This is a genomic window from Mycolicibacterium houstonense (genome assembly GCF_900078665.2).
In the GTDB taxonomy this organism is placed as follows: domain Bacteria; phylum Actinomycetota; class Actinomycetes; order Mycobacteriales; family Mycobacteriaceae; genus Mycobacterium; species Mycobacterium houstonense.
Genome location: NZ_LT546207.1, coordinates 1,552,943 through 1,577,964 on the forward strand (window position 1 = coordinate 1,552,943; position 25,022 = coordinate 1,577,964).

The window sequence follows — 25,022 nt, forward strand, 5'->3', positions numbered from 1 at the left end:
GGTACGGTCGTCGTCGTGACTGACGTCGGTGCCATGTCCTGGCTGCAAGTGGTCGTGTTGTCGATTGTCCAGGGGCTCACCGAGTTTCTCCCGGTATCGTCCTCGGGGCATCTGGCGATCACCTCGCAATTGTTCTTCGACGACGACGCCGGCGCCTCGTTCACCGCCGTCACGCAGTTGGGTACCGAACTCGCGGTGCTGGTGTATTTCGCCAAGGACATCGGCCGCATCGTCAGGGCCTGGTTCGGCGGGCTGCTGGACGCCACCCGCCGGTCGGCCGACTACTGGCTGGGCTGGTGGGTGATCATCGGCAGCATTCCGATCGGCGTTTTCGGGCTGCTGTTCAAGGACGAAATCCGTACCGGCGCACGCAATCTCTGGCTGGTCGCCTCGGCGCTGATCGTGTTCTCGGCGGTGATCGCCGCCGCCGAGTACTACGGCAGGCAGGTCCGCCGCGTCGAACAGCTGACCTGGCGCGACAGCATCATCGTCGGCCTGGCCCAGTGCCTGGCCCTGGTTCCCGGCGTGTCGCGCTCGGGTGCGACCATCAGTGCCGGGCTCTTTCTCGGCATGGAGCGCGAGCTCGCCGCCAGGTTCGGCTTCCTGCTGGCGATTCCGGCGGTGTTCGCCTCGGGTCTGTTCTCGCTGCCCGATGCGTTCCATCCGGTCGGGGAGGGAATGAGCGCGACGGGCCCTCAGTTGTTCGTTGCCACGGTGATCGCGTTCGTCATCGGCTTCGCGGCAGTCGCCTGGTTCCTGAAATTCCTGGTATCGCACAGCATGTACTGGTTCGTCGGATACCGGGTGGTGCTGGGTGTGGTGGTGCTGGCGCTGCTGGGTACCGGAGTGATCGCGGCGCAATGACGAGAGGGCACGCTATGAGGACTGAGAAATGACGGTGATCCTGCTGCGGCACGGCCGCTCGACGTCGAACACCGCGCATACCCTGGCCGGCCGCAGCGAGGGCGTCGATCTCGACGAGCGTGGCGCCGAGCAGGCGGCAGGCCTGGCGGCGCGGATCGGCGAACTCCCGGTGGCCGCGATCGTGCGTTCGCCGCTGCTGCGCTGTGAGCGCACGGTGGCACCGCTGGCCGAGGCGCTGGCAATGGAGCCGATCGTCGACGAGCGGCTGACCGAGGTGGACTACGGCAGCTGGACCGGCCGAGCCATCGGCGAACTGGTCAAGGAACCGCTGTGGTCGGTGGTGCAGCAGCAGCCCAGCGCGGCGGTGTTTCCCGACGGCGAGGGGCTGGCACAGGTGCAGGCCCGGGCGGTCGCCGCGGTGCGCGAACGTGACCGCGCACTGGCCGAGCAGCACGGCGCCGACGTGCTGTGGGTGGCCTGCACGCACGGCGACGTGATCAAGGCGGTGCTGGCCGATGCGCTCGGCGTGCACCTCGACGGGTTCCAGCGCATCACCGCCGACCCGGCATCGATGAGCGTGATCCGCTACACCGAGGTGCGCCCGTTCGTGATGCACATCAACCACACCGGTGCGCAGTTGAGCGCCGGGCTGGCCGCCAAACCCGCCACCGATGCCGTGGTGGGCGGGTCCACCAACTGACCCGCGGTACCAGTACCGGTATTTTGGAAGGTGCCATGGCCCGCGCAATTCATGTTTTCCGCACTCCCGACCGCTTCGTGGCCGGGACCGTCGGCCAACCCGGCAACCGGACTTTCTACCTGCAAGCGGTGCACGACAAGCGGGTGATCTCGGTGGTCCTGGAGAAGCAGCAGGTCGCCGTCCTGGCCGAGCGCATCGCCGCGTTGCTGACCGAGATCAACCGTCGCTTCGGCACGCCGATCCCGCCGGACACCGGCGAGGTGAGCGATCTACTGCCGCTGGTCACCCCGGTCGACGCCGAATTCAGGGTCGGGACGATGGGGCTGGGCTGGGACTCCGAGGCACAGACGGTCGTGGTCGAGCTGCTCGCGGTCTCCGAAGGCGAGTTCGACGCGTCCGTGGTGCTCGACGACGCCGAGGACGGGCCCGATGCCGTGCGGGTGTTCCTCACCCCGGAGTCGGCCCGTGAATTCGCCACCCGGTCCAATCGGGTGATCTCGGCCGGACGCCCGCCCTGCCCGCTGTGCGATGAGCCGCTGGACCCCGACGGCCACATCTGCGTGCGCACCAACGGCTACCGTCGCGGTGAGGTGGCCGGGTCCGAAGATGACGCAGTCGACTAGCGCCCATCCCGAGGATGGCGACGTACTGGCCGACGGCGAACTGACGGTGATCGGCCGGATCCGGTCGGCGAGTAATGCCACGTTCCTGTGCGAGGCCAATCTCGGTGACCGGCAGGTGCACTGCGTGTACAAGCCGATCCGCGGTGAGGCGCCGCTGTGGGACTTTCCGGACGGCACGTTGGCCGGCCGTGAGCTGGGCGCCTACCTGGTCTCGGCCGCGCTGGAGTGGAACATCGTGCCGCGCACCATTATTCGTGACGGACCGGCTGGCCCGGGCATGCTGCAGCTGTGGGTCGATCAACCCGGTGATCAGGTGGGGGACGAGCCGGATTCGGGCCCCGATCTGGTGGACCTGGTCCCAGCCGGGCAGCTGCCGCCCGGCTTCCTGCCGATCCTGCAGGCGTACGACTACGCGGGCAACGAGGTCACCCTGGTGCACGCCGACGATCCCCGCTTGTTCCGGCTGGCGGTGTTCGACGTCCTGATCAACAACGCCGACCGCAAGGGCGGGCACATCCTGGCCGGCCTCGACGGCGCGGTGTACGGGGTGGACCACGGGGTGAGCCTGCACGTCGACGACAAGTTGCGGACGGTGTTGTGGGGATGGGCGGGCAAGCCCGTCGACGACGAAACCCTGTCCCATGTCGCGGCACTGCGCGACGGCTTCGGCGGGTTGGCCGAGCAGTTGTGCACCCACATCACCGAAGCCGAGATCACCGCGTTGCGGTCCAGAATCGTTGGGCTGCTGGATGATCCGGTGATGCCGTCACCTGATCGGCACCGGCCGATCCCGTGGCCGGCGTTCTAGCGGGTCAGGCCGAATCCCTCGAACGGATTCCAGGACTGACTGCCGCGCACCACATGCAGGTAGTAGGCGTAGTTCGCCGTCGACATCGCCAGTGCCGCCAGGCCCATGCCGACGGCCCGGCCCACCAGGTCGCTGGCGCCGGCGACCACCAGGACCGTCACCACCACGGCCGTCAGACCCAACAGGGTCAATCCCTTGCGCCACATGCCCTTGACGAAGAAGTAGAGCGGGCCGAACAGGAACGCCAGGATGTTCGACGTGAGCCGCAGCTTGGCCATGAAGCTGAGGTTGCGGTAGGCGGCCTTGGCCTCGGGGGAGGCGCTGGGCAGGCCGTAGGTGTCGAAGAAACCGAACTTCCACCGCCACGAGTCGGACAGGTTGTCGACGGGGGTCTGCTCGGTCATGGTTCTCCTCTGTTCCGGTATGGCAGGTCATGACCTTACTGGGCAACCGGCCCCGCCAGCGCACCGCTTTGGCGCGCCACCGATACTGATTCGATGCACTCGACCGACGCCGACCTGGCTGCAGCAGTGGCCAAGGAGGCCGGTGAGCTGTTGCTGGCCGTACGCGACGAGGTCGGTTTCTACGATCCGTACTACCTCGGCGACGAGGGGGACCGGCGGTCCAACGCCCTGATCCTGGACCGGTTGGCGCAGGCGCGACCCGGCGATTCCGTGCTCAGCGAAGAAGCGGTCGACGACCTGGCCCGGGTCGACGCCGACCGGGTCTGGATCGTCGACCCGGTGGACGGCACCCACGAGTTCTCACTGCCCGGCCGGGAGGACTGGGCCGTGCACATCGCGCTGTGGCAGCGCTCGGTGGGCGTCGGCGGCGGCCTGTCGGATGCGGTGGTGGCCCTGCCGGCCCGCGGCGAGGTGTACCGCAGCGATACCGTCAGCCCGCCGGGGCCGCGGCGTGAGGGTCCGCTGCTGATCACCGCGAGCTCGAACCGCCCGCCCGCGGTGCTGTGGCGGATGCGGGAACAGCTCGATTTCCGGATGGTGCGCATCGGTTCGGCCGGCGCCAAGGCGATGGCGGTGGTGCGTGGCGACGTCGACGCCTACATCCACGCCGGCGGGCAGTGGGAGTGGGATTCGGCCGCCCCGGCGGGGGTGGTGCTCGCCGCGGGGCTGCACGCCTCCCGGCTGGACGGTTCGGAGCTGCGGTACAACCGGCCCGACCCCTATCTGCCGGACTTCGTGATGTGCCGCAAGGAGCTGGCCCCGATCCTGTTGGAAGCGATCGGGGCGGCCGGATGAGAATTTTTCTGAGTGGGTCGGGAATGGATTCGCCCGCGCCGTTGTCAGACTTGCTGAACTGTGCGGGACCGACCGGCGGGAGGCCGTCCTGAGCGAGCACCTTAGAGTCGAAGCCATGCAATCGTGGTCGGCGCCGTCAATTCCGGAGCTGCCGGGGCGCGGTCCGCAACTGCGGTTGTACGACAGCGCCGATCGGCAGGTCCGTCCGGTGACCCCTGGACCGACGGCCACGATGTACGTGTGTGGCATCACGCCATACGACGCCACCCACCTGGGCCACGCCGCGACCTACCTGACGTTCGATCTGGTGCACCGGCAGTGGCTAGACGCCGGACACACCGTGCATTACGTGCAGAACGTCACCGATGTGGACGATCCGCTGTTCGAGCGGGCCGACCGCGACGGCATCGACTGGCGCGACCTCGGTGACCGCGAGACCCAGCTGTTCCGCGAGGACATGACCGCGCTGCGCGTGCTGCCCCCGCGGGACTATGTGGCCGCCACCGACTCGATCGCCGAGGTGATCGAGCTGGTGGAGAAGATGCTGGCCTCCGGTGCGGCCTACGTCGTCGACGACGACGAGTACCCCGACGTCTACTACCGCGCCGACGCCACCGCCCAGTTCGGCTACGAGTCCGGCTACGACCGCGACACGATGCTGCGGCTGTTCGCCGAGCGGGGCGGAGATCCCGACCGGCCCGGCAAGAGCGACGAACTCGACGCCCTGCTGTGGCGTGCCGAGCGCCCCGGCGAGCCCAGCTGGCCCTCGCCGTTCGGGCCCGGCCGCCCCGGCTGGCATGTCGAGTGTTCGGCGATCGCGCTGACGCGCATCGGCACCGGCCTCGACATCCAGGGCGGCGGCAGCGATCTGATCTTCCCGCACCACGAGTTCTCGGCTGCTCACGCCGAATCCGCCACGGGGGAGCGGCGTTTCGCCCGCCACTACGTGCACGCCGGCATGATCGGCTGGGATGGCCACAAGATGAGCAAGAGCCGCGGCAACCTGGTCCTGGTGTCGCGCCTGCGCGCGGACGGCGTCGACCCGTCGGCGATCCGGCTCGGGCTGTTCGCCGGGCACTACCGGTCCGACCGGTTCTGGAGCGATGAGGTGCTCGCCGAGGCCGGGGACCGGTTGCAGCGCTGGCGCAGCGCCACGGCGCTGCCCGCCGGACCCGACGCCACCGATGTGGTGGCCCGGGTGCGCCAGTATCTCGCCGATGATCTGGACACCCCGAAAGCCCTTGCTGCTCTGGATGGTTGGTGTGCCGACGCACTGGCCTACGGCGGCCACGACACCGCTGCGCCCCGGACGGTGGCCACCGCGGTCGATGCACTGCTGGGTGTAGATCTGTAACGGTCCCGGCGGTAGGTTTGGCCACCATGGGCTCTGTGAACGGGAAAGTCGTCTTCATCACCGGCGGCGCGCGCGGTATCGGTGCCGAGGTGGCCCGGAGGTTGCGGCGCCGGGGCGCCAAGCTGGTGCTCACCGATCTCGATGAGGCGCCGCTGAGCGCGCTGGCCGCCGAGCTGGGCGAGGAGCACGTGCTGACCGCGCTGGCCGACGTCCGCGACCTGCCCGCCATGCAGAAGGCGGCCGACGCCGCCGTCGAGCGTTTCGGCGGCATCGACATCGTGATGGCCAACGCAGGCATCGCCAGTTTCGGCTCGGTCATGCAGGTGGACCCCGAGGCGTTTAAACGAGTCCAGGACATCAATGTGGTCGGGGTGTTCAACACCGTGCGCGCCACTCTTCCCGCGGTCATCAAACGTCGCGGCTATGTGCTGGTGGTGTCCTCCCTGGCGGCATTCACCTCGGCACCCGGACTGGCCGCCTATCACGCCTCCAAGGCCGGGGCCGAGTACTTCGCCAACACGCTGCGCCTTGAGGTGGCCCACCTCGGTGTCGACGTCGGCTCGGCGCACATGAGCTGGATCGACACCCCGCTGGTTCAGGACGCCAAGTCGGACCTGTCGGCATTCCGCGAGATGCTGTCGAAGCTGCCGCCGCCGCTGAACCGGACCACCACCGTGGATGCCTGCGGCGCGGCGTTCGTCAAGGGCATCGAGGGGCGCAAGAAGCGCATCTACTGCCCGGAATGGGTCGGCGCGTTCCGCTGGATCCGGCCGTTCGTCTCGACCCCGCTGGCCGAGCGCGACATCCGCAAGTTCACCCCGACGCTGCTGCCCAAGCTCGACGCCGAGGCCGCTGCGCTGGGCCGCTCGACGAGCGCCCGGATCGAGGCGTTGGAGAAGCCGGAGAGTTAGCGGCCCCTCCGCCGCAGGTAGCGCTCGAACTCGGCGGCCAGCGCGTCGCCGTCGATCTTGCCGAGCGCCTCGTTCATGTCGACCTCGGCGTCGCCGCGCTGCTCCAATGACGCGACGTACTCGGCGATCTCTTCGTCCTCGGCCGTCATCTCGGTGACGGCCTGCTCCCACTCCTCGGCGGCGGCGGGCAGGTCGGCCAACGGCACTTCCACGTCGAGCACGTCCTCGACGCGGCGCAGCAGGGCCACGGTGGCTTTCGGGCTGGGCGGCTGCGACACATAGTGCGGAACCGCCGCCCAGAACGTCACCGCGGGGATGCCGGCCTGCACACAGGCGTCCTGGAACACGCCGGCGATGCCGGTCGGCCCCTCGTACCGGGTCTCCTCCAGGCCGAAGAACTTCGCCGAGTCCGCCGAATACGCCGAGCCCGACACCGGTACCGGCCGGGTGTGGGGAGTGTCGGCCAGCAGCGCACCCAGGATGACCACGGTCTGCACGTTGAGCTTGTCGGCGATGGCCAGCAGCTCGGCGCAGAAGGTGCGCCAGCGCATGTTGGGCTCGACACCGTGCATCAACACCACGTCCCGGTTGCTGCCAGGGGGACGGCAGTGCGAGATCCGCATCGAGGGCCACACCAGCTCGCGGGTGACGCCGTCGACCTGGCGGATCACCGGACGGTTCACCTGGTAGTCGTAGTACGACTCATCATCGATCTCGACGATCGGCTGGGCCTCCCAGATCGCATCCAGGTGGTCCAGCGCGTCACTGGCCGCATCGCCGGCGTCATTCCAGCCCTCGAAGGCGGCCACGATGGTGGCGTCCTTCAATTCGGGCAGATTGATACGCTGGCCGGCGTTCGGATACGACGGTGTCACACCCTCAGCGTAAGCCCTGGAAGGTGCCGAGGAGTCCGTTGTGCTCGCGGGTCGCAGCAGCGCCCAACAGCGTTGTTTGATAGACCGACTACCCTGTTTCATGTGATTGCAGCTGACACGTCTGTCAACGGCATCGGCCTACTCGATGCGGTGTCGACGCGGGCGATGGGCAGCGATGGCGCCGCAGGCACCCACTGCGGCCATTTCGAGGCGAAATTCGGTCCGCTGCAATCTGGTTGATCTTGGTGACGACGACATTGCCGACCGGGTCGATCCCAGCGACGAGTTGGGCGTCCACACGTCGATCGGATGACGACGTAGACTTTTCTGGCCGAGAGGCGTTGCAACGGTTATCCGGGGGCCTGGTTCCTCCTCGGTATCCGCCACGCTCGGCAGAGTCAAGGACGCCTTCCGCTACGGAAGGAACGCGCGTGAACATCCCTGAGCCGAACACCTTCGCGCCGAACATTCGTCCCGACTGCACCGACGAACTGACGGCCACGCTGCGCCGTCGCATCATGGTGATCGACGGTGCGATGGGCACGGCGATCCAGCGGGACCGGCCGGACGAGGCCGGCTACCGGGGTGAGCGGTTCAAGGACTGGCCGAGCCCGGTGCAGGGCAACAACGACCTGCTGAACCTGACGCAGCCGCAGATCATCGAGGGGATCCACCGCGAGTACCTCGAGGCGGGCGCCGACATCCTGGAAACCAACACGTTCAACGCGAACGCGGTTTCGCTCTCCGACTACGACATGGCCGAGCTGGGCTACGAGCTGAACTACGCCGGGGCCGCCCTGGCCCGCAAAGCATGCGACGAGTTCAGCACCCCCGACAAGCCCCGCTACGTGGCCGGGGCGCTGGGGCCGACGACGCGCACCGCGTCGATCTCGCCGGATGTCAACGACCCGGGCGCTCGCAACGTCTCCTACGACCAGCTGGTGGCCGCCTACCTCGAGGCCGCCAACGGCCTGGTCGACGGTGGCGCCGACATCCTGATCGTCGAGACGATCTTCGACACGCTGAACGCCAAGGCCGCGGTGTTCGCCATCGAGACGCTGTTCGAGGAGCGCGGCCGCCGGTGGCCGGTGATTCTGTCGGGCACCATCACCGACGCGTCCGGGCGGACGCTGTCCGGTCAGGTCACCGAGGCGTTCTGGAACTCGATCCGGCATGCCAAGCCGATCGCGGTGGGCCTCAACTGCGCCCTCGGCGCGCCGGAGATGCGGCCGTACATCGCCGAGATGGCGCGGATCGCCGACACGTTCGTCTCCTGCTACCCGAACGCGGGCCTGCCCAACGCCTTCGGTGAATACGACGAGTCCCCGAAGCGCCAGGCCGGTTATGTCGCCGAATTCGCCGAGGCCGGTCTGGTCAACCTGGTCGGTGGTTGCTGCGGAACGGCACCGGCGCACATCGCCGAGATCGCCAAGGTGGTTGAGGGTGTGCCGCCGCGCCAGGTGCCTGAGATCGAAGTCGCCACCCGGCTCGCGGGCCTGGAGCCGCTCAACATCACCGAGGACTCCCTGTTCGTCAACATCGGTGAGCGCACCAACATCACCGGCTCGGCCCGGTTCCGCAACCTGATCAAGGCCGAGGACTACGACACCGCCCTGTCGGTCGCGCTGCAGCAGGTCGAGGTCGGTGCGCAGGTCATCGACATCAACATGGACGAGGGCATGATCGACGGCGTCGCCGCGATGGACCGGTTCACCAAGCTGATCGCGGCCGAGCCGGACATCAGCCGTGTGCCGGTGATGATCGACTCCTCCAAGTGGGAGGTCATCGAGGCGGGCCTCAAGAACGTGCAGGGCAAGCCGATCGTCAACTCGATCTCCATGAAGGAGGGCGAGGAGAAGTTCATCCGCGAGGCACGGCTGTGCCGCAAGTTCGGCGCCGCCGTGGTGGTGATGGCCTTCGACGAGCAGGGGCAGGCCGACAATCTGGAGCGGCGCAAGGAGATCTGCGGCCGCGCCTACCGAATCCTGACCGAAGAGGTCGGCTTCCCGGCCGAGGACATCATCTTCGACCCCAACTGCTTCGCGCTGGCGACCGGGATCGAGGAGCACGCCACCTACGGGATCGACTTCATCGAGGCCTGCGCCTGGATCAAGGAGAACCTGCCCGGCGTACACATCTCGGGCGGCATCTCGAACGTGTCGTTCTCGTTCCGGGGCAACAACCCGGTCCGGGAGGCGATTCACGCGGTGTTCCTGTTCCACGCCATCAAGGCCGGCCTGGACATGGGCATCGTCAACGCCGGTGCGCTGGTGCCGTACGACTCGATCGACCCGGAGCTGCGGGACCGCATCGAGGACGTCGTGCTGAACCGTCGCGCAGACGCCGCGGAGCGGCTGCTGGAGATCGCCGAGCGGTTCAACACCAAGGGCAAGGAAGAGGATCCCGTCGCCGCGCAGTGGCGCAGCCTGCCGGTCCGCGAGCGCATCACCCACGCCCTGGTCAAGGGCATCGACGCGCACGTCGACGACGACACCGAGGAATTGCGGGCCGAGATCGCCGCCGCGGGCGGCCGGCCGATCGAGGTGATCGAGGGTCCGCTGATGGACGGCATGAACGTCGTCGGTGACCTGTTCGGGGCGGGCAAGATGTTCCTGCCCCAGGTGGTGAAGTCGGCCCGGGTGATGAAGAAGGCGGTCGCGTACCTGCTGCCGTTCATCGAGGCGGAGAAGCAGCCCGGCGATGCGGACCGCAGCAACGGCACGATCGTGATGGCGACCGTCAAGGGCGACGTCCACGACATCGGCAAGAACATCGTCGGGGTCGTCCTGCAGTGCAACAACTACACCGTGATCGACCTCGGGGTGATGGTGCCCGCACAGAAGATCCTGGATGCGGCCAAGGAGCACAACGCCGACATCATCGGGCTGTCCGGCCTGATCACCCCGTCCCTGGACGAGATGGTCAACTTCGCCGTCGAGATGGAACGCGAGGGTCTGGAGATCCCGCTGCTGATCGGTGGCGCGACCACCTCGCGCGCCCACACGGCCGTGAAGATCTCGCCGCGCCGCAGCGGTCCGGTGGTCTGGGTCAAGGACGCGTCGCGCTCGGTGCCGGTGGCGGCCGCACTCCTCGACGACAAGCAGCGCCCCGCGCTGCTTGAGGCCACCGAGAAGGATTACGCATCCCTGCGCGAACGCCACGCGCAGAAGAACGAGCGGCCCATGCTGACGCTGGAGAAGGCCCGGGCGAACCGGACGCCGATCGAGTGGGACGGCTACACGCCGCCGGTGCCGGCTCAAGGCGTGGGGGTTCGCGATTTTCAGGACTACGACCTCGCCGAGCTGCGCGAGTACATCGACTGGCAGCCGTTCTTCAACGCCTGGGAGATGAAGGGCAAGTTCCCCGACATCCTGAACAACCCGGCGACGGGGGAGACGGCCCGTAAGCTGTACGACGACGCCCAGGAGATGCTCGACACCCTGATCAAGGAGAAGTGGCTGCGCGCCAACGGGGTGATCGGGTTCTTCTGCGCCAACGCCGTCGGCGACGACATCGAGGTCTACACCGACGAGACCCGTTCCCAGGTGCTCACCACCCTGCACAACCTGCGCCAGCAGGGTGAGCACCGCGACGGTATCCCGAACCGGTCGCTGGGTGACTTCATCGCGCCCAAGGAGACCGGGCTGGCCGACTACGTCGGTGCCTTCGCCGTCACCGCGGGGCTCGGCAGCCAGGACAAGATCATGGAGTTCAAGGCCGCCCTCGACGACTACAGCGCGATCCTGCTGGAGTCGCTCGCCGACCGACTGGCCGAGGCGTTCGCCGAACGGATGCACCAACGGGTCCGCGAGGAGTTCTGGGGGTACCAGCCCGACGAGCAGTTGGACAACGACGCGCTCATCGCCGAGAAGTACGTGGGAATCCGTCCGGCTCCCGGCTACCCGGCCTGCCCCGAGCACACCGAGAAGGTGACGCTCTGGCAGTTGATGGATGTTCAGGAGCGCACCGGCATCGAGCTGACCGAGTCGATGGCGATGTGGCCCGGTGCGGCCGTCAGCGGCTGGTACTTCTCGCATCCGCAGTCGCAGTACTTCGTCGTCGGCCGGCTGGCCCAGGACCAGGTCGCCGACTACGCGAAGCGCAAGGGTTGGACCCTGGCCGAAGCCGAGCGCTGGCTGTCGTCAAACCTCGGCTACAACCCGGAAGACTGAGCCTGCGGGACCGCGCAGCCAGGCCAGGCTAGGTGAACAGATCCCGGTTGCGGGCCGCCCACTGCGCCATCGTTTCGGCCGGTGTGCCCGTCAACCGTTCGACGTTGTCGTTGGCGGCCTGAGGTTCCGGTTCGCCCTCGAACAGGTCGAGATACCACTGCGCCCCGTCGCCCATGACGGGGCGCAGTGGCTCCTCGGCCTCGGCGCGGCTGCAACCCTGCATGTCCACGGGCCGGCCGAGGCCTGCGCCGATCTGGCGGGCGATGTCGGCGCGGGACAACGCGACCGGACCGGTCAGCTCGTACATCGCGCCGAGGTGCGCATCCTGAGGTTCGGCCAACAGATGAGCCGCCACCCGGGCGATGTCGTCCATCGAGACCGGAGACTCGACGTACTCGGGGGCGACGTCGCGGACGGTGCCGGTCTTGATCTGCGGGGCCCACATCGCGAAGTTCTCGCAGAACTCGCCGGGCCCGAGCTGGGTGTGCGCCAGCCCGGACGCGGCGACGGCATCGGCATGTTCGGCCCAGTGGGCGCCGCCGGACAGTGCCACCACGTACTGCACACCGGCCTGCACCAACATCTCCATGGTGGGACCCACGGTGGTGGGAAACGGGGCCAGATACACGCGTTCGACACCCTCGAACGCGGCAGGCAGTGTCTCGGGTCGGCCCAGGTAGCCGGTGATTGCTGTCACAGATTCCGGCAGCGCGGCCTTCGCCGGATTGTTGGTCAGTGCGCGGATGTCCCCGATATCGCTGCCGCCCAAACGAATTAGTTCGTCCACGACGCGCCTGCCGATGTTCCCTGTGGCTCCGGTCACCAAAATCGTCATGGTCCCACGCTATCGGCGGGGTCGGACAATGCGAGAATAGCTGTCATGCGTGCGGTGCTGTGGGATATGGACGGCACCCTCGTCGACTCCGAAAAGCTGTGGGACATCGCCATGCAGGCGCTGTACGCGCGGATGGGTCGGGTGCTGTCCGCGGAGGTCCGTGAGTCGACGGTCGGCGGATCGGCCGAGACCGTGATGCGCATCGTGTACGACGATCTGGGTCTGGAGCCCGACCCGGCGGCGATGGCCGAATCCGCGGATTGGTTGCACGACTACACCGGTGAGCTGTTCGAGCAGGGCCTGCCGTGGCGTCCCGGGGCGCAGGAGATGCTCGACGCGCTCACCACCGCGGGCATCCCGATGGCGCTGGTGACCAACACCCGGCGTGGACTCACCGAGCGGGCACTGAAAAGCATTGGCAGCCATTACTTCACGGTGAGTGTCTGCGGCGACGAGGTGGACCGGGCCAAACCGGCTCCGGATCCCTACCTGCGCGCCGCGCATCTGCTCGGCGTGCCCGCCGGGCACTGTCTGGCCGTTGAGGATTCGGTCACCGGCACCGTGGCGGCCGAGGCCGCCGGGTGCCCGGTGTTGGTGGTTCCCAACGACGTCGAGGTACCCGCGGGCCCGGTGCGCAGGCACGCGTCGTCGCTGGCGCAGCTCGACGTGGCCGGCCTTCGCGCGGTGTTCGACGAACTGAATTCCCAAGCCGGAGAACGCACCGCCTGATCCGGCTCCTGTGATTGAATGTGACCCTGATCACGCGTTGCTGCGGAAGGGCGTCCCATGACTCACGGACCGGTCGACGATCCCGCATCGGGCCTGGACTACGAGGAATCCGAGCACAGCGGCAAGGTGGTCCGGATCGCGTCGGTGGCGGCGCTGGGCGGCCTGCTCTTCGGCTATGACAGTGCGGTGATCAACGGGGCGGTCGCCGCCCTGCAGGACGAATTCCAGATCAACAACGTCGTTCTGGGCTCAGCGGTGGCCTCGGCGCTGCTGGGGGCCGCGGTCGGGGCGCTGACCGCGGGCCAGCTGGCCGACCGCATCGGCCGGCGCTCGGTGATGAAGCTCGCCGCGCTGCTGTTCCTGATCAGCGCCATCGGCACCGCCTTCGCCACGCACATCTGGCTGGTGGTGATCTTCCGCATCATCGGCGGCCTCGGCGTCGGGGTGGCCTCCGTGATCGCACCGACCTACATCGCCGAGACGGCACCACCGCGCATCCGCGGGCGATTGGGGTCATTGCAGCAGTTGGCGATCGTGAGTGGCATCTTCCTGTCCCTGTCGGTCGACTACCTGCTCGCCCACCTGGCCGGTGGCTCCCGTGAAGAACTGTGGCTCGGGCTGGCCGCCTGGCGCTGGATGTTCCTGGTGATGGCGGTACCGGCGGTGGTGTACGGCGTTCTCGCGTACACGATTCCGGAGTCGCCGCGGTACCTGGTCGCCAAGTTCCGGATACCCGAGGCGCGCAAGGTGCTGTCGATGCTGCTCGGCGAGAAGAACCTGGAGATCACCATCCACCGGATCGAGGACTCGCTGAAGTCCGAGAAGCCGCCGTCGTGGCGGGATCTGCTCAAGCCGCTGGCGGCCGGTGCCACCGGCGGGCTGACACCGTGGATACGGCGCTATGTGTGGTGGCTGCTGCTGTTGTTCATCGTGCTCACCGTGGTGTCGGTGTCGACCGGACTGTGGCTGCTGGCGGTGCTCTTCCTCGCGGTCGGTGTCGGGGTGGCGATGGTCAGCGGGCTCTACGGCATCGTCTGGGTTGGCTTGGGGCTGTCCATCTTTCAGCAGTTCGTCGGCATCAACGTGATCTTCTACTACTCGAATGTCCTGTGGGAGGCCGTCGGCTTCGACGAGAGTCAGGCGTTCGTCATCACCGTGATCACCTCGGTGACCAACATCGTCACCACGCTGATCGCCATCGCACTGATCGACAAGATCGGGCGCAAGCCGCTGTTGCTGGTCGGATCCGCCGGTATGGCCCTGACCCTCGGCACGATGGCGGTGATCTTCGGGACCGCCCCGCAGGTCGACGGCCAGCCACAGCTCAGCGGCGCTGCCGGGCCGATCGCCCTGATCGCGGCCAACCTGTTCGTGGTGGCGTTCGGCATGTCGTGGGGGCCGGTGGTGTGGGTGCTGCTGGGGGAGATGTTCCCCAACCGCATCCGGGCCGCGGCGCTGGGACTGGCCGCCGCCGGTCAGTGGGTGGCCAACTGGCTGATCACCGTTTCGTTCCCCGAACTGCGAAACGTGCTGGGTGCGGCGTACGGCTTCTATGCGCTGTGCGCGATCCTGTCGTTCCTGTTCGTGTGGAAGTGGGTCGCCGAAACCAAGGGCAAACACCTCGAGGACATGCACGCCGAGGCGATGAGCGCCTAGCCGAAGGCGGGCGGGCCCCAGCCCGGCGCCGGCGGGGGAGGCTCGTAGTCGTCGATGTAGGGCGCGGCGCCGACCCGGCGGGCGATCTCGACGGCCGCCCCGACCAGCTTCTCCGGCGAGATGTCCCGGTGCGCCAGGCACACCTCGCAGGGCCCGACCACCACCCACACGCTGGACAGTTGCACCTGAACCATGGCGAATTCGTCGGGTTCGTCACGCGGCATCTCGTAGGTGCCCCGGGTGAGATCGGCGCCGTACCGCAGCTCCTCGATCTCGGCCGCGACATCGGCCACCGGATAGATCGCGACGGTGAGCGTGGGCGCCGCGGCGGTATCGGGCCCCCAGGATGCGGCCAGGCAGTCTGCGGGCCGGATCGGATTGGCGCTGCGGTTGCTCTGCACCAGGTCGTCGAAGGGCAGGTGCCTGCTCAGGATCGCCCGGATCGCCGCGACCCGGGCGGTGTAGGTCAGCAGCTCGTCGCCGACTGGTTCGCTCACTCTTCTATTGAACCCAACAAATGCACCCCCACCGAGCATGAAACAATTCATGCCTGTGAAGACCTTCGAGGCCCTGTTCGCCGAACTCAGCGACAAAGCGCGCACCAGACCTGCCGGTAGCGGCACGGTTGCCGCCCTTGACGCCGGCGTCCATGGGCTCGGCAAGAAGATCCTGGAGGAGGCCGGCGAGGTGTGGCTGGCCGCCGAGCACGAGAGCGACGAGTCGCTCGCCGAGGAGGTCAGCCAGTTGCTGTACTGGACGCAGGTGCTGATGATCTCCCGTGGCCTGACCCTCGACGACGTCTACCGGAAGTTGTGACAGTGGCCGATCAGATGTTGCGGGTCGCGGTCCCCAACAAGGGTTCGCTCAGCGAAGCCGCCGCCGAGATCCTCGCCGAGGCCGGATACCGGCGCAGGCGTGACCCCAAGGACCTGACCGTCGTCGACCCGGCCAACAACGTCGAGTTCTTCTTCTTGCGGCCCAAAGACATCGCGATCTACGTGGGTTCGGGCGAACTCGACCTCGGCATCACCGGGCGTGACCTGGCCGCCGATTCCGACGCCCCGGTGCGCGAACGCCTGTCGCTGGGTTTCGGCAACTCCACGTTCCGGTATGCCGGCCCGGCCGGCAAGGAGTGGACCACGCAGGACCTGGCGGGCAAGCGGATCGCCACCTCGTTTCCGAACCTGGTCCGCAAAGACCTGGCGGCGCATGGGATCGAGGCCTCGGTGATCCGGCTCGACGGTGCGGTGGAGATCTCGATCCAGCTCGGGGTCGCCGATGTGATCGCCGACGTCGTCGGGTCCGGCCGCACCCTCGGCCTGCACGGCCTGGTGGCATTCGGTGCGCCGCTGTGCGACTCGGAAGCCGTGCTGATCGAGCGCGACGGCGCCCAGGGCGATGACAACGCGGCGGCGCGCGATCAACTGACCGCGCGGGTGCAGGGCGTCGTCTTCGGCCAGCAGTACCTGATGCTGGATTACGACTGCCCGCGTGCGGTTTTGGAGCGGGCGACGGCGGTGACGCCGGGGCTGGAATCTCCGACGATCGCACCGCTGGCCGATCCGGACTGGGTGGCGGTGCGGGCTCTGGTGCCGCGCCGCGACGTCAACTCCATCATGGACGAGATCGCCGCGATCGGCGCCAAAGCGATACTGGCATCGGATATTCGGTTCTGCCGTTTCTGATCGGCGGATACCGCCGTCGCTGATCGGCGAGTGCTGCGCACGCATGCGTGTTAGCGTCCGGGTGACAATTTCACGCCGCGGAGGGTTGCCATGACGCATTTTCTGGTTCTGTTGTTGGCGTTGTTCATCGGGGTGGTGGCCGGACTGCGGGCGTTCACCGCACCCGCCGCCGTCGCCTGGGCCGCAGCATTGAACTGGATCAACCTCGACGGCACCTGGGTCGAGTGGCTGGCCCACCCGATCACGGTCACCGTGCTGACCATTCTCGCCGTGGTGGAGCTGGTCACCGACCAGCTGCCGAAGACTCCCAGCCGCAAGACCCCGGTGCAGTTCGTCGCCCGGCTCATCACCGGTGCCTTCGCGGGTGCGGTGATCGGCACCGCCTGGGGCTACACCTACACCGCTTTGGGCGCCGCACTGGTCGGTGCGGTGATCGGCACGCTCGGGGGTTATGAGGCCCGCAAGCGCCTGGTCGCCCGCAACGACGGTCACGATCTGCCGGTCGCGCTCTTCGAGGATGTCGTCGCGGTGCTCGGCGGTTTCGCGGTCGCGGCCCTGACCTCGATCGTGTAGACGATGGCGCCCGCGCAGAGTTTCGACGCGATCGTCATCGGCGCGGGGCAGGCCGGGCCACCGTTGGCCGGCCGGTTGACCGCGGCCGGTCAGACCGTCGCCGTGATCGAACGCAAGCTGGTCGGTGGCACCTGCGTCAACTACGGGTGCATTCCCACCAAAACGCTCGTCGCCAGCGCACATGCCGCCCATCTGGCCCGGCGGGGTGCTGAATACGGTGTCGGCACAAGCGAAGTCGTCATCGACATGGCCAAGGTCAAGGCCCGCAAGGATTCGATCATGCTGTCCGACCGTCGGGGCGTGGAGGACTGGCTTGAGGCGATGGACGGCGCGGAGCTCATCCGGGGCCACGCCCGGTTCGTCGATCCGCACACCGTCGACGTCGACGGCAGACTGCTGCGGGCCGAGCGGATCTTCCTCAATATCGGTGGGCGGGCCGTGGTTCCGGACTTTCCCGGGCTGGACGGTATCGATTACCTGACCAACGTCGGCATCCTGGATCTCGACCGGCTCCCCGAACACCTGGTGATCGTGGGCGGCAGCTACATCGCACTCGAGTTCGCGCAGATGTATCGCCGCTTCGGGGCGCGCGTCACGGTGATCGAGAAGGGTCCGCGGCTGACCTCCCGTGAGGACGAAGACGTCTCGGCGGCGATCAAGGACATCCTGGAAGCCGAGGGCATTGAGGTCGTGCTCAATGCCGCCGGGATCCGATTCGCCAAGCGGGACGGTGGTTTCGAGGTGACGCCGCGCGACGGTGCGGAGCCCATCGCCGGGACCGACCTGCTGCTGGCGGTGGGACGCGCACCCAACACCGACGATCTCGGCCTGGAGCACGCCGGCGTCCGGACCGACAAGCGCGGCTACATCGTCGTCGACGACCAGTTGCGCACGTCCGTCGACCACATCTGGGCGATGGGGGACTGCAACGGCAAGGGCGCGTTCACCCACACGTCCTACAACGACTTCGAGATCGTCGCCGCCAACCTGCTCGACGACGACCCCCGTCGGGTGAGCGATCGTGTCACGTCCTACGCGCTCTACATCGACCCGCCGCTCGGCCGGGCCGGGATGACCGTCGATCAGGTGCGGGCCTCCGGCCGAAAAGCGTTGGTGGGCAAGCGCCCGATGACCCGGGTAGGCCGCGCGGTGGAGAAGGGTGAGACCCAGGGTTTCATGAAGGTGGTGGTGGATGCCGAGACCGAGGAGATTCTCGGTGCGGCGATCCTGGGAGTGGGCGGCGATGAGGTGGTGCACGCGGTCATCGACGTGATGACGGCGAAGCTGCCCTACACCGCGATCTCGCGCACCATGCACATCCACCCCACCGTCAGTGAGTTGGTGCCTACGATGCTGCAGGAGTTGAAACCGCTGGACTGATGCTGCGGCCGATGGTGAGTTGGCGCGTCACCAGCGCCACCCGCCGGCCGAGGTGGTGGCACGTGCGGGCGTCGGAGGGATGCACCTGGTCGGCGTCGGCGTCCACGTTGGTCTGGGCGCCGGCGCCGAGGAAGAAACCGAGCCGGTTGAGGTCGTCCTCGCTGCTGAACGAGGTGTTCCAGCCGGTGGCCAAACCCAGGTTCACCCAATGCATGTGGTGCTGGGCGGCGAAGACGGCCAGTGAGCTCAACGTGTTGAGCTTGTCGCCGCTCTTGCCGCCGGAGTTGGTGAATCCGGCGGCTACCTTGTCACGCCAGGTGCCTTCCATGCACCGCCGCCCGGTCTGCTCGGCGAAGGACTGAAATCCCGCCGAGACGTTGCCCATATACGTGGGGCTGCCGAAGATCAAGGCGTCGGCGGTGTCGAGGCGATCCCAGTCCTGGTCGGTCATGGTGTCGACCGGCACCACGGTGACCGCCGCACCGGCGTCTCGGGCACCGTCGGCGACGGCGTCGGCCAGGGTGGCCGTGTGGCCGAACCCGGAGTGGTAGACCACCGCCACGGTCGGGGCGGCGATGTCGATTCCGTTGTGTGACATGTTCTTCCTCCTACGGGGTCCACTGGGTGCCGAGGGTTTGGGCGACTTCCTGATAACGCTTGGCCCAGTCGGGCAATGGCCGGCCGTCGAGATGGGCTTCGAGCCGGTCCAGGTAGGCGTGGGTGCCGGGGTGGAAACCCTGACCGTCGGATACCGTCAGGCCGCGGTGACTGAACCGCAGCAGGGTGCCGTCGCCGTCGGGGATGAGCTCGTAGCGCACCACGCCGGGTTCGGGCGCGGATAGCACGCGCTGATTCCATTCGTGTTCGAAAACCCTTGGCGGGTCCCACACCCGGATCCGGCCGGACATCTTCTTCTGTTGCGGTGGGATCGGCGGCGAATGCGGAATCGTCTCGATCGAGCCGCCGTCACGGGCATCGATCGTGGTTTCGCCCATCCATTGGTTGCGCTGCTCCGGGTCGGTGATCGCGGCCCACACCACGTCGACGGGGTAGGGCAGGTGCCGCTCGAAGTTCAGCGCGGCCCGGTCGCCCTCGATGATGAGTTTGCCTTCGCGGCTGGTCATTTCGTCTCCTTGTGGGTGGCTTTGAGATGACGTTCCAGGGCGTCGAGGTGATCCGACCAGTAGCGGCGGTAGCGCTCGATCCACTCATCGATCTGCATCAGGCCATCGGCGCGCAACGCGTAGATGCGCCGTTGCGCGTCGGGGCGCACCTCGACCAGGCCGACCTCACGGAGCACCCGCAAGTGACGTGACACCGTCGGCTGGGTCAACCCGGGCAGGGTGGCCACCAACTCGCCGGCCGTGCGTTCACCGTCGACGAGGGCGTCGAGCAATGCGCGTCGACTCGGCTCGGCGATTGCCTCGAACACGTCCATGAGTCGAGTATTGCACTTCGTCTATATAGATGCAAGTAAATATATGGTCCCTGTCATGCGTTGAGGCGACTCATGCGAACGCCCGTGAGTATTGGGGTGGGTGTGGCAGTGCGATCCCGAAGTGCTGCGCGGCGTCGCGGACCCAGTTGGGATTGCGCAGGAGGGCACGCGCGACGAAGACGGCGTCGGCTTCGCCACCGGACACGATCGCTTCGGCTTGTTCGCCGTCGGTGATCAAACCGACGGTCGCGGTGGCGATTTCCGCCTCGGCACGGACTTGTTTCGCGAACGGAGTCTGATAACCGGGTGCAACCGGGATGCGAGCGTCAGGAACTGCGCCGCCGGTGGAGACGTCGACGAGGTCGACACCGGCCTTCTTCAAACCGACGGCGAGGGCGACGGTGTCCTCGCCGGTCCAGCCCGGACGCGGGTCGTCGGTATCGCCGGCGAGCCAATCAGTGGCCGAAACGCGGAAGAACAACGGCAGATGCTCCGGCCATGCGGCCCGCACGGCTTCGGCGACTTGCAACGCGAACCGCATCCGGTTGTCGAGCGATCCGCCGTAATCATCGGTGCGGGTGTTCGACTGCGGAGAAAGGAACTGGTGGATGAGATAACCGTGCGCACCGTGAATCTCGAGCACCTGGAAGCCCGCCGCGGCGGCTCGCCGCGCGGAATCCGCGAAGCCGGCCACGATTTGCTCGATCTCCGTGGCTCCGAGTTCGGCCGGAACGGGACGATGGCCGAACGGAATAGCGCTGGGGCCCAGCGTCGTCCATGAATCCGGCGTACGGCTGGGATCGTGCCAGGGCCGGCCGGTGGACGCCTTGCGGCCGGCGTGCACGATTTGGATGCCCGGTACAGAGCCGTGAGCGGTGATGAATCGGGTCAATCGCCGGAAAGCCGGAATTTGCCGGTCGTTCCACAATCCGAGGTCGTAGACGCTGCTGCGGCCGACGGGGTCCACGGCGGTGGCTTCTACCATCGCCAACGCCACCCCGCCGATCACTCGTGATCCGAAGTGCTGCAGGTGCCAATCGGTGGGGGTGCCGGACTCCGGTCCGTCGACGACTGCAGAGAACTGCATCATCGGTGACATCCACGCCCGGTGGGCGAAGGTGACACTGCGCAGGGTCAGCGGTGTGAACAGTGCCGACATCAGATCAGCCCCAAAAAGGCGCGGGCCGCACGGATCAATGCCTCTTCGTCGGGCCCGTGTTTGATCGCGAACCGTACCGGGTCCGATTCGGCCATGTCGAAGGGGTAGTCGCTGCCGCAGACCACCTTGTCCTTGCCGGCTATCTTGCCGAGCAGTTCGAGTTGGGGCGCATCGTGGGTGACGGTGTCGAAGTACAGCTCGGCGACAACCTCGGACGGCAATCGGCGGCAGCCGCTGCGCACATCGGCACGGGCACGCCACCCGTGATCCCAGCGACCGAGAAGCCCGGGGGCACAACCGCCGCCGTGCAAGAAGCAGATGCGCAGGGCGGGCATTTCGTCTTTGAGTCCGCTCAGCACGAGGTTGGCCACTGCGGTGGCGGTTTCGACGGGATTGCCGATGAGGTTGGCCAGATAGTAGTCCGCCCACTCCGGACGCCCGATCTGCATGGGGTGGACCAGCACGGCGAGATCCAGCCGCGCGGCCTCGGAGACGATGTGTCGCAGCACCCCGCGATTCAGAGACTCTCCGCCGACCACCGGGGGAATCGCGACGCCGACGATACCTGTGGTGTCACGCAACGCAGACAGTTCGGAGGTGATCTGCTCCGGTGCCCCCAGGCTCACAATGCCCAGACCCAATAACCTTCCGTTCGATTTCGCGACGACGTCGGTCAATGCGGTGTTGAACGCGCCGGCGTACTCCGCGCCGGCGGCACCGAGCGGAAAGGCGAACGGGGGCGCCGAGAGGACGCGGACCGCGACGCCGGCACGATCCATGTCTTCGACGATGGCGGCCTCATCGCTCATGGCCTCGGTGGCGATCGAGAGCGGCAGGTCGCCGAGATACAACTGGCCGTCGCGGTCGTTCATCGGTCCGTACGGAGCACCGGCCGGCAACTCGAACAGCGGGCGTGGGAGCCAGTGGGCGTGGACGTCGATGACACCGTCTGGGAGGCGTGGGCTCATCACGCGATGTCCAGTGCGGCGTTGTCACTGTCGAGATGCTCGACGGTGGTGAAGACCAGCTCGGTGTCTCCGATGTTCTCGATGTCGTGCAACAGGAATTCGCCTGGCCCGAAATGGAAGTGGCGCGTCTCGCCGGCCTGGTAGGAAACTTCCCGCACCGAGCCGTCATGGGTGTGCTGGCGACTGCGGCCCGCGTTGATCGCTGTCCAGAAGTAGTCCAGGACATGCCGATGTGCGTGCCAGCGTTCTCCGGGAGCCAAGCGGATCTCCCATACCCGAACTCGGGAATCCTCGCTGAGAAGGCGGGATCCGACGTGACCGTCGAATGCGTGGTCGGCGAATTCCGTTTTGAGCCAATCAGGCCAGCTATCGAAGTCGGTGGCCACCAGTTCACCGGCCAGTGGCAGATCGGTCAGGTAGTTCTTGTCGGTCATTGTCGAGTTCCTCTCGTAGTGAAGGGTTTAGCGCCCGGGCCCGTACAGGCCGAACCGCAGATCGGGATCGCCGGGTGTCCAGGTACTACGGACCTGGGAGCGTTCTCCCATGTCCACCACCCGCCGCAACAAGCTGTCGCTGAGCTGCAGCTGCGCCGGTTCCCATTTGGCCAGCGCGGCGGTGATGTCGCCCGATGAGGTGGACAAGGCGTCCGCCAGGGTCCACGCGTCCGCCGCGGCTTTGGCGGTTCCAGCGGCTGCGTGTGGACGTGATGCGCACGCGGCATCTCCGATGAGAGCGGCCCGGCCGAGGGCCATCCGCGACGACCGTACGTCCGACAACACCTGTAGGTAGGGCTGCGCGGTGGCCGCGACGACTTCGGCCACGGCGGGGGCAAGCTGGGCGGTCGCCGCCGCACGCAGTTCGGTGACGAAACGGTCTTGCACCTGCCCGGGATGTACGGAGACCGATCCGGTGAATCCGCGCTTGTCGGTGAGTAGTTCAGTCAGCTGGGGCCCGGCGGGCACGTTGCGGTACCAGACGTAGTTCATCAGACGGTGTTCCTCGTCGAGGCTTTGCTCGCCGGGGATCGGATACATGGTGATGTGGGAGTTCGGTATCACCGTGTAGGTGATGGCGTCATCGAGCGCATCGCGGGTCCGGCCGGTGAGGTCGGACAATGCGACGGTTCCCCGCCAGCCCACGTAGCCGGAGTAGGTCAGGGTGGCCGCCGGGTCGAAGTACTCACGCGCTGGGGAGGTGATGCCGTCGGCGAAGACGACGAGGTCGGCGCTGACGGTCTTGCCGCTGACGAACCGCACGGTGGCGGTGTTTGCGTCTTGGCTGAAACCACAGGCGAATTCGCCGTAGTGGTAGCACTCGGTGCCGAAGTCGGCCAGCAGGGCCCGGTAGAAGGTGCCCCATGAGGTGTAGGTCCAGCGGGCGCGCTCCCGGTGGATGGTGGCGCCGCTGGGGTCGAGGTATTGCACGTAAGAGGTGGCAGTGCGGAGGTCCTCGAGTTTCTGCTGACTGCGTTCGGCGAACCATCGCACAGTGTCGGGTTGCAGGACGATGCCGCTGCCGCGACCGTCCAGTGGGGTGGGAGTGCGTTCGTAGACGTCGACCTGGAAACCCAAGTCACGCAGCAGCAGTGCGGCAGTGAGTCCGCCGATCGAGCCGCCGACGACGATCGCCGAGGCTGTGGAGTATTCGGTCATGACGCGCTCTTTTCGCTCAACGGGAGGGTGAGGCCGGCGGGATGGTCGACGGGCATGGGGGCACCGCGTGTTTCACGGGCGAAGGCCAACCCGATCACGGCGATCAAGCCGACCGCCGATACCGAGGCGGTGGCGATGCCCAGGTTCCCGTCGAACCAGGAGGATGCGATCACACCGGCGGTCAGCGGTCCCAGAGCGGTGACGTAGCGGCCGACACTGTTGCAGACAGCCAGTGCGGTGGCACGCACACTGGGCGGAAAGAGTTCCGGGCCGTAGATGAAGGTGCCCGACAGCGCGCCGAACAAGCCGAATCCCAGCAGCGGCATCGCGATGAGCAACTCGGTGTGATTGCGGTCGAATGGGAACGCCCAGCCGATGGTGGCGGCCGAGACCACGAAACTCATCAGGAAGGCTTTCTTGCGCCCGATCACATCGGCGATGAATCCCCATGCGGCGTAACCGATGATGCCTCCGGCATTGAACAGCATCGCTGCCACCGCGACGCGGTGGTCGGCTACGTCCCGGGCGAGGCCGTCGGCGGCGGCCAGCTGACGGATGATCTGCGGGTACCAGGTGGAAACGCTCCAGAACGCGATGAGCGCTCCGGTGGCCAGGGCGGTGCAGACCAGCATGGGGTGCAGCAGCGGCGGGCTGAACAGGCGCCGCAGCACGAATCGATCGTGTTCGTGGCGATGGCCCAACGCCTTTCGCTCTTTGCGGGCTTCCAAGTGCGCGCCGATCTCGGGCGGCTCGGGTACGTAACGGCGGATGAACCAGACCAGCAGGGCCGGGATACCGGCAAGCAGCATCATGGCGCGCCACCCGTGATCGCCCAGCATCGCGTACGCGGCGGCGGCCATGAAGAACCCGCCCGCGTATCCGGCCATCATCACGCCGCCTGCGCGGGCCCGGAAACGGTTGCGCCAGGTTTCGGCGATCAGAGCCGCGCCCACCGGTGCCTCCACACCGGAGCCGAGCCCAGCGATGAAGCGCAGGAGCCCCAGTTGCCACCACGTGTCGGCGAAGAAGGCCAGGGCGCTGAACACCGCGTAGGTGAGGATGCCCGCCGACAACACCCTGGTGCGGCCGAAGTAGTCGGCGAGCATGCCGAACAGGATGCCGCCGGTGGCCCATCCGATGAGGAAGAACGCGACGGTCATGCCGCCGTAGAACCCGATGGCCGCGCCGTCGATGTCGATGCCGCTGTGCGGCAGCAGCTCGGTCATGGCGGGTCCGAGCACGAGCACATAGAGGCTGCCGGCAAAGCCGTCCAGGCCCCAGCCCAGGGTGGTGCCTGCCAGGACCAGCCATTGTGTTCGGGTGATGTCGTGATGCCAACGTCCTTTGGACATGGATATGCCTTTCGAGGTGTCGGGAGACG

27 protein-coding genes are annotated in these 25,022 nt (G+C 67.2%); 15 read left to right on the plus strand and 12 right to left on the minus strand.

Features of this window, described 5'->3' with window-relative positions; genetic code table 11:
* Positions 1 to 33: 33 nt before the first annotated feature.
* The 4 genes from BN4332_RS07770 to BN4332_RS07785 are packed head-to-tail and all read left to right on the plus strand — an operon-like array spanning position 34 to position 2,995.
* Positions 34 to 864, plus strand: coding sequence for an undecaprenyl-diphosphate phosphatase (locus BN4332_RS07770; RefSeq protein ID WP_066897982.1), 831 nt, complete (start codon positions 34 to 36; stop codon positions 862 to 864).
* A gap of 28 nt (positions 865 to 892) precedes the next feature.
* The gene (locus BN4332_RS07775; protein WP_066897919.1) at positions 893 to 1,564 is read left to right on the plus strand and encodes a histidine phosphatase family protein; all 672 of its coding nucleotides are present in this window, start codon (positions 893 to 895) and stop codon (positions 1,562 to 1,564) included.
* A gap of 35 nt (positions 1,565 to 1,599) precedes the next feature.
* Complete coding sequence (locus BN4332_RS07780; RefSeq protein WP_066897920.1) at positions 1,600 to 2,187, plus strand: Rv2134c family protein; 588 nt, start codon at positions 1,600 to 1,602, stop codon at positions 2,185 to 2,187.
* On the plus strand, positions 2,171 to 2,995 hold the full coding sequence (locus BN4332_RS07785; protein ID WP_066897921.1) for an Rv2133c family protein: 825 nt from the start codon (positions 2,171 to 2,173) through the stop codon (positions 2,993 to 2,995). Before BN4332_RS07780 ends, BN4332_RS07785 begins: the two co-directional genes overlap by 17 nt.
* Here BN4332_RS07785 and BN4332_RS07790 read toward each other — a convergent pair.
* Complete coding sequence (locus BN4332_RS07790; protein ID WP_066897922.1) at positions 2,992 to 3,399, minus strand: DUF2628 domain-containing protein; 408 nt, start codon at positions 3,397 to 3,399, stop codon at positions 2,992 to 2,994. The two genes, BN4332_RS07785 and BN4332_RS07790, sit on opposite strands and share 4 nt — an antisense overlap.
* Before the next feature lie 93 nt (positions 3,400 to 3,492).
* Between BN4332_RS07790 and BN4332_RS07795 the strand changes: the two genes are divergently transcribed.
* The 3 genes from BN4332_RS07795 (at position 3,493) to BN4332_RS07805 (ending at position 6,519) form a co-directional block, all read left to right on the plus strand.
* Positions 3,493 to 4,254 (plus strand): 3'(2'),5'-bisphosphate nucleotidase CysQ, encoded by a 762-nt coding sequence (locus BN4332_RS07795; protein ID WP_066897923.1) that lies wholly within the window; start codon positions 3,493 to 3,495, stop codon positions 4,252 to 4,254.
* Positions 4,255 to 4,369: 115 nt separating this feature from the next.
* Entirely contained in the window at positions 4,370 to 5,608 is a 1,239-nt protein-coding gene (mshC, locus tag BN4332_RS07800; RefSeq protein ID WP_066897924.1) for a cysteine--1-D-myo-inosityl 2-amino-2-deoxy-alpha-D-glucopyranoside ligase, read from the plus strand.
* Between the two features lie 26 nt (positions 5,609 to 5,634).
* Complete coding sequence (locus BN4332_RS07805; protein WP_066897925.1) at positions 5,635 to 6,519, plus strand: SDR family oxidoreductase; 885 nt, start codon at positions 5,635 to 5,637, stop codon at positions 6,517 to 6,519.
* On the opposite strand, the gene BN4332_RS07810 is transcribed toward BN4332_RS07805, so the two are convergent.
* Entirely contained in the window at positions 6,516 to 7,394 is an 879-nt protein-coding gene (locus tag BN4332_RS07810) for a PAC2 family protein (RefSeq protein ID WP_066897926.1), read from the minus strand. The genes BN4332_RS07805 and BN4332_RS07810 overlap by 4 nt on opposite strands.
* A 102-nt stretch (positions 7,395 to 7,496) precedes the next feature.
* Between BN4332_RS07810 and BN4332_RS33185 the strand changes: the two genes are divergently transcribed.
* Positions 7,497 to 7,634, plus strand: a complete 138-nt coding sequence (locus tag BN4332_RS33185) for a hypothetical protein (RefSeq protein ID WP_160110819.1) — start codon at positions 7,497 to 7,499, stop codon at positions 7,632 to 7,634.
* A gap of 191 nt (positions 7,635 to 7,825) precedes the next feature.
* A complete protein-coding gene (metH, locus tag BN4332_RS07815) occupies positions 7,826 to 11,566 on the plus strand; it encodes a methionine synthase (RefSeq protein WP_066897927.1) in 3,741 nt (1,246 codons plus the stop codon).
* A 28-nt stretch (positions 11,567 to 11,594) separates the two neighbouring features.
* Here the strand turns inward: metH and BN4332_RS07820 are convergent, their stop codons facing one another.
* The gene (locus BN4332_RS07820; protein WP_066897928.1) at positions 11,595 to 12,401 is read right to left on the minus strand and encodes an NAD(P)H-binding protein; all 807 of its coding nucleotides are present in this window, start codon (positions 12,399 to 12,401) and stop codon (positions 11,595 to 11,597) included.
* 45 nt (positions 12,402 to 12,446) lie between these two features.
* Here BN4332_RS07820 and BN4332_RS07825 point away from each other — a divergent pair, with 45 nt between their 5' ends.
* Both BN4332_RS07825 and BN4332_RS07830 read left to right on the plus strand, forming a co-directional pair.
* Positions 12,447 to 13,130, plus strand: a complete 684-nt coding sequence (locus tag BN4332_RS07825; protein WP_066897929.1) for an HAD family hydrolase — start codon at positions 12,447 to 12,449, stop codon at positions 13,128 to 13,130.
* Between the two features lie 57 nt (positions 13,131 to 13,187).
* A complete protein-coding gene (locus BN4332_RS07830; protein ID WP_066897930.1) occupies positions 13,188 to 14,786 on the plus strand; it encodes a sugar porter family MFS transporter in 1,599 nt (532 codons plus the stop codon).
* Here the strand turns inward: BN4332_RS07830 and BN4332_RS07835 are convergent.
* A complete protein-coding gene (locus BN4332_RS07835) occupies positions 14,783 to 15,283 on the minus strand; it encodes a DUF7956 family protein (RefSeq protein ID WP_066897931.1) in 501 nt (166 codons plus the stop codon). The two genes, BN4332_RS07830 and BN4332_RS07835, sit on opposite strands and share 4 nt — an antisense overlap.
* Positions 15,284 to 15,320: 37 nt before the next feature.
* On the opposite strand from BN4332_RS07835, the gene BN4332_RS07840 reads away from it, so the two are divergent.
* The 4 genes from BN4332_RS07840 to BN4332_RS07855 all read left to right on the plus strand — a co-directional run bounded on the left by BN4332_RS07840 (position 15,321) and on the right by BN4332_RS07855 (position 18,424).
* Positions 15,321 to 15,602 carry a phosphoribosyl-ATP diphosphatase gene (locus BN4332_RS07840; protein WP_066897932.1) on the plus strand — a complete coding sequence of 94 codons (282 nt, stop codon included), beginning with the start codon at positions 15,321 to 15,323 and terminating at the stop codon, positions 15,600 to 15,602.
* A 14-nt stretch (positions 15,603 to 15,616) separates the two neighbouring features.
* On the plus strand, positions 15,617 to 16,471 hold the full coding sequence (gene hisG, locus BN4332_RS07845; RefSeq protein ID WP_066897983.1) for an ATP phosphoribosyltransferase: 855 nt from the start codon (positions 15,617 to 15,619) through the stop codon (positions 16,469 to 16,471).
* Positions 16,472 to 16,561: 90 nt separating this feature from the next.
* The gene (locus BN4332_RS07850) at positions 16,562 to 17,044 is read left to right on the plus strand and encodes a DUF4126 family protein (RefSeq protein ID WP_066897933.1); all 483 of its coding nucleotides are present in this window, start codon (positions 16,562 to 16,564) and stop codon (positions 17,042 to 17,044) included.
* 3 nt (positions 17,045 to 17,047) lie between these two features.
* A complete protein-coding gene (locus tag BN4332_RS07855) occupies positions 17,048 to 18,424 on the plus strand; it encodes an FAD-containing oxidoreductase (RefSeq protein ID WP_066897934.1) in 1,377 nt (458 codons plus the stop codon).
* Here the strand turns inward: BN4332_RS07855 and BN4332_RS07860 are convergent.
* From BN4332_RS07860 to BN4332_RS07895, 8 genes are all read right to left on the minus strand, one after another.
* The gene (locus tag BN4332_RS07860; protein ID WP_200820278.1) at positions 18,390 to 19,022 is read right to left on the minus strand and encodes a flavodoxin family protein; all 633 of its coding nucleotides are present in this window, start codon (positions 19,020 to 19,022) and stop codon (positions 18,390 to 18,392) included. The genes BN4332_RS07855 and BN4332_RS07860 overlap by 35 nt on opposite strands.
* A gap of 10 nt (positions 19,023 to 19,032) precedes the next feature.
* Positions 19,033 to 19,548, minus strand: coding sequence for an SRPBCC family protein (locus tag BN4332_RS07865; RefSeq protein WP_066897935.1), 516 nt, complete (start codon positions 19,546 to 19,548; stop codon positions 19,033 to 19,035).
* A complete protein-coding gene (locus BN4332_RS07870) occupies positions 19,545 to 19,862 on the minus strand; it encodes an ArsR/SmtB family transcription factor (protein ID WP_066897936.1) in 318 nt (105 codons plus the stop codon). The genes BN4332_RS07865 and BN4332_RS07870 overlap by 4 nt, the downstream gene beginning before the upstream one ends.
* Positions 19,863 to 19,932: 70 nt before the next feature.
* Positions 19,933 to 21,021, minus strand: a complete 1,089-nt coding sequence (locus tag BN4332_RS07875; RefSeq protein WP_066897937.1) for an NADH:flavin oxidoreductase/NADH oxidase — start codon at positions 21,019 to 21,021, stop codon at positions 19,933 to 19,935.
* Positions 21,021 to 21,989: an amidohydrolase family protein gene (locus BN4332_RS07880; protein ID WP_066897938.1), complete on the minus strand. Its 969-nt coding sequence runs from the start codon at positions 21,987 to 21,989 to the stop codon at positions 21,021 to 21,023. The genes BN4332_RS07875 and BN4332_RS07880 overlap by 1 nt, the downstream gene beginning before the upstream one ends.
* Complete coding sequence (locus BN4332_RS07885) at positions 21,989 to 22,423, minus strand: cupin domain-containing protein (protein WP_066897939.1); 435 nt, start codon at positions 22,421 to 22,423, stop codon at positions 21,989 to 21,991. Before BN4332_RS07885 ends, BN4332_RS07880 begins: the two co-directional genes overlap by 1 nt.
* A 27-nt stretch (positions 22,424 to 22,450) precedes the next feature.
* On the minus strand, positions 22,451 to 23,641 hold the full coding sequence (locus tag BN4332_RS07890) for an FAD binding domain-containing protein (RefSeq protein WP_066897940.1): 1,191 nt from the start codon (positions 23,639 to 23,641) through the stop codon (positions 22,451 to 22,453).
* Positions 23,638 to 24,993: an MFS transporter gene (locus BN4332_RS07895; protein ID WP_066897941.1), complete on the minus strand. Its 1,356-nt coding sequence runs from the start codon at positions 24,991 to 24,993 to the stop codon at positions 23,638 to 23,640. Before BN4332_RS07895 ends, BN4332_RS07890 begins: the two co-directional genes overlap by 4 nt.
* Between the last annotated feature and the right edge of the window lie 29 nt (positions 24,994 to 25,022).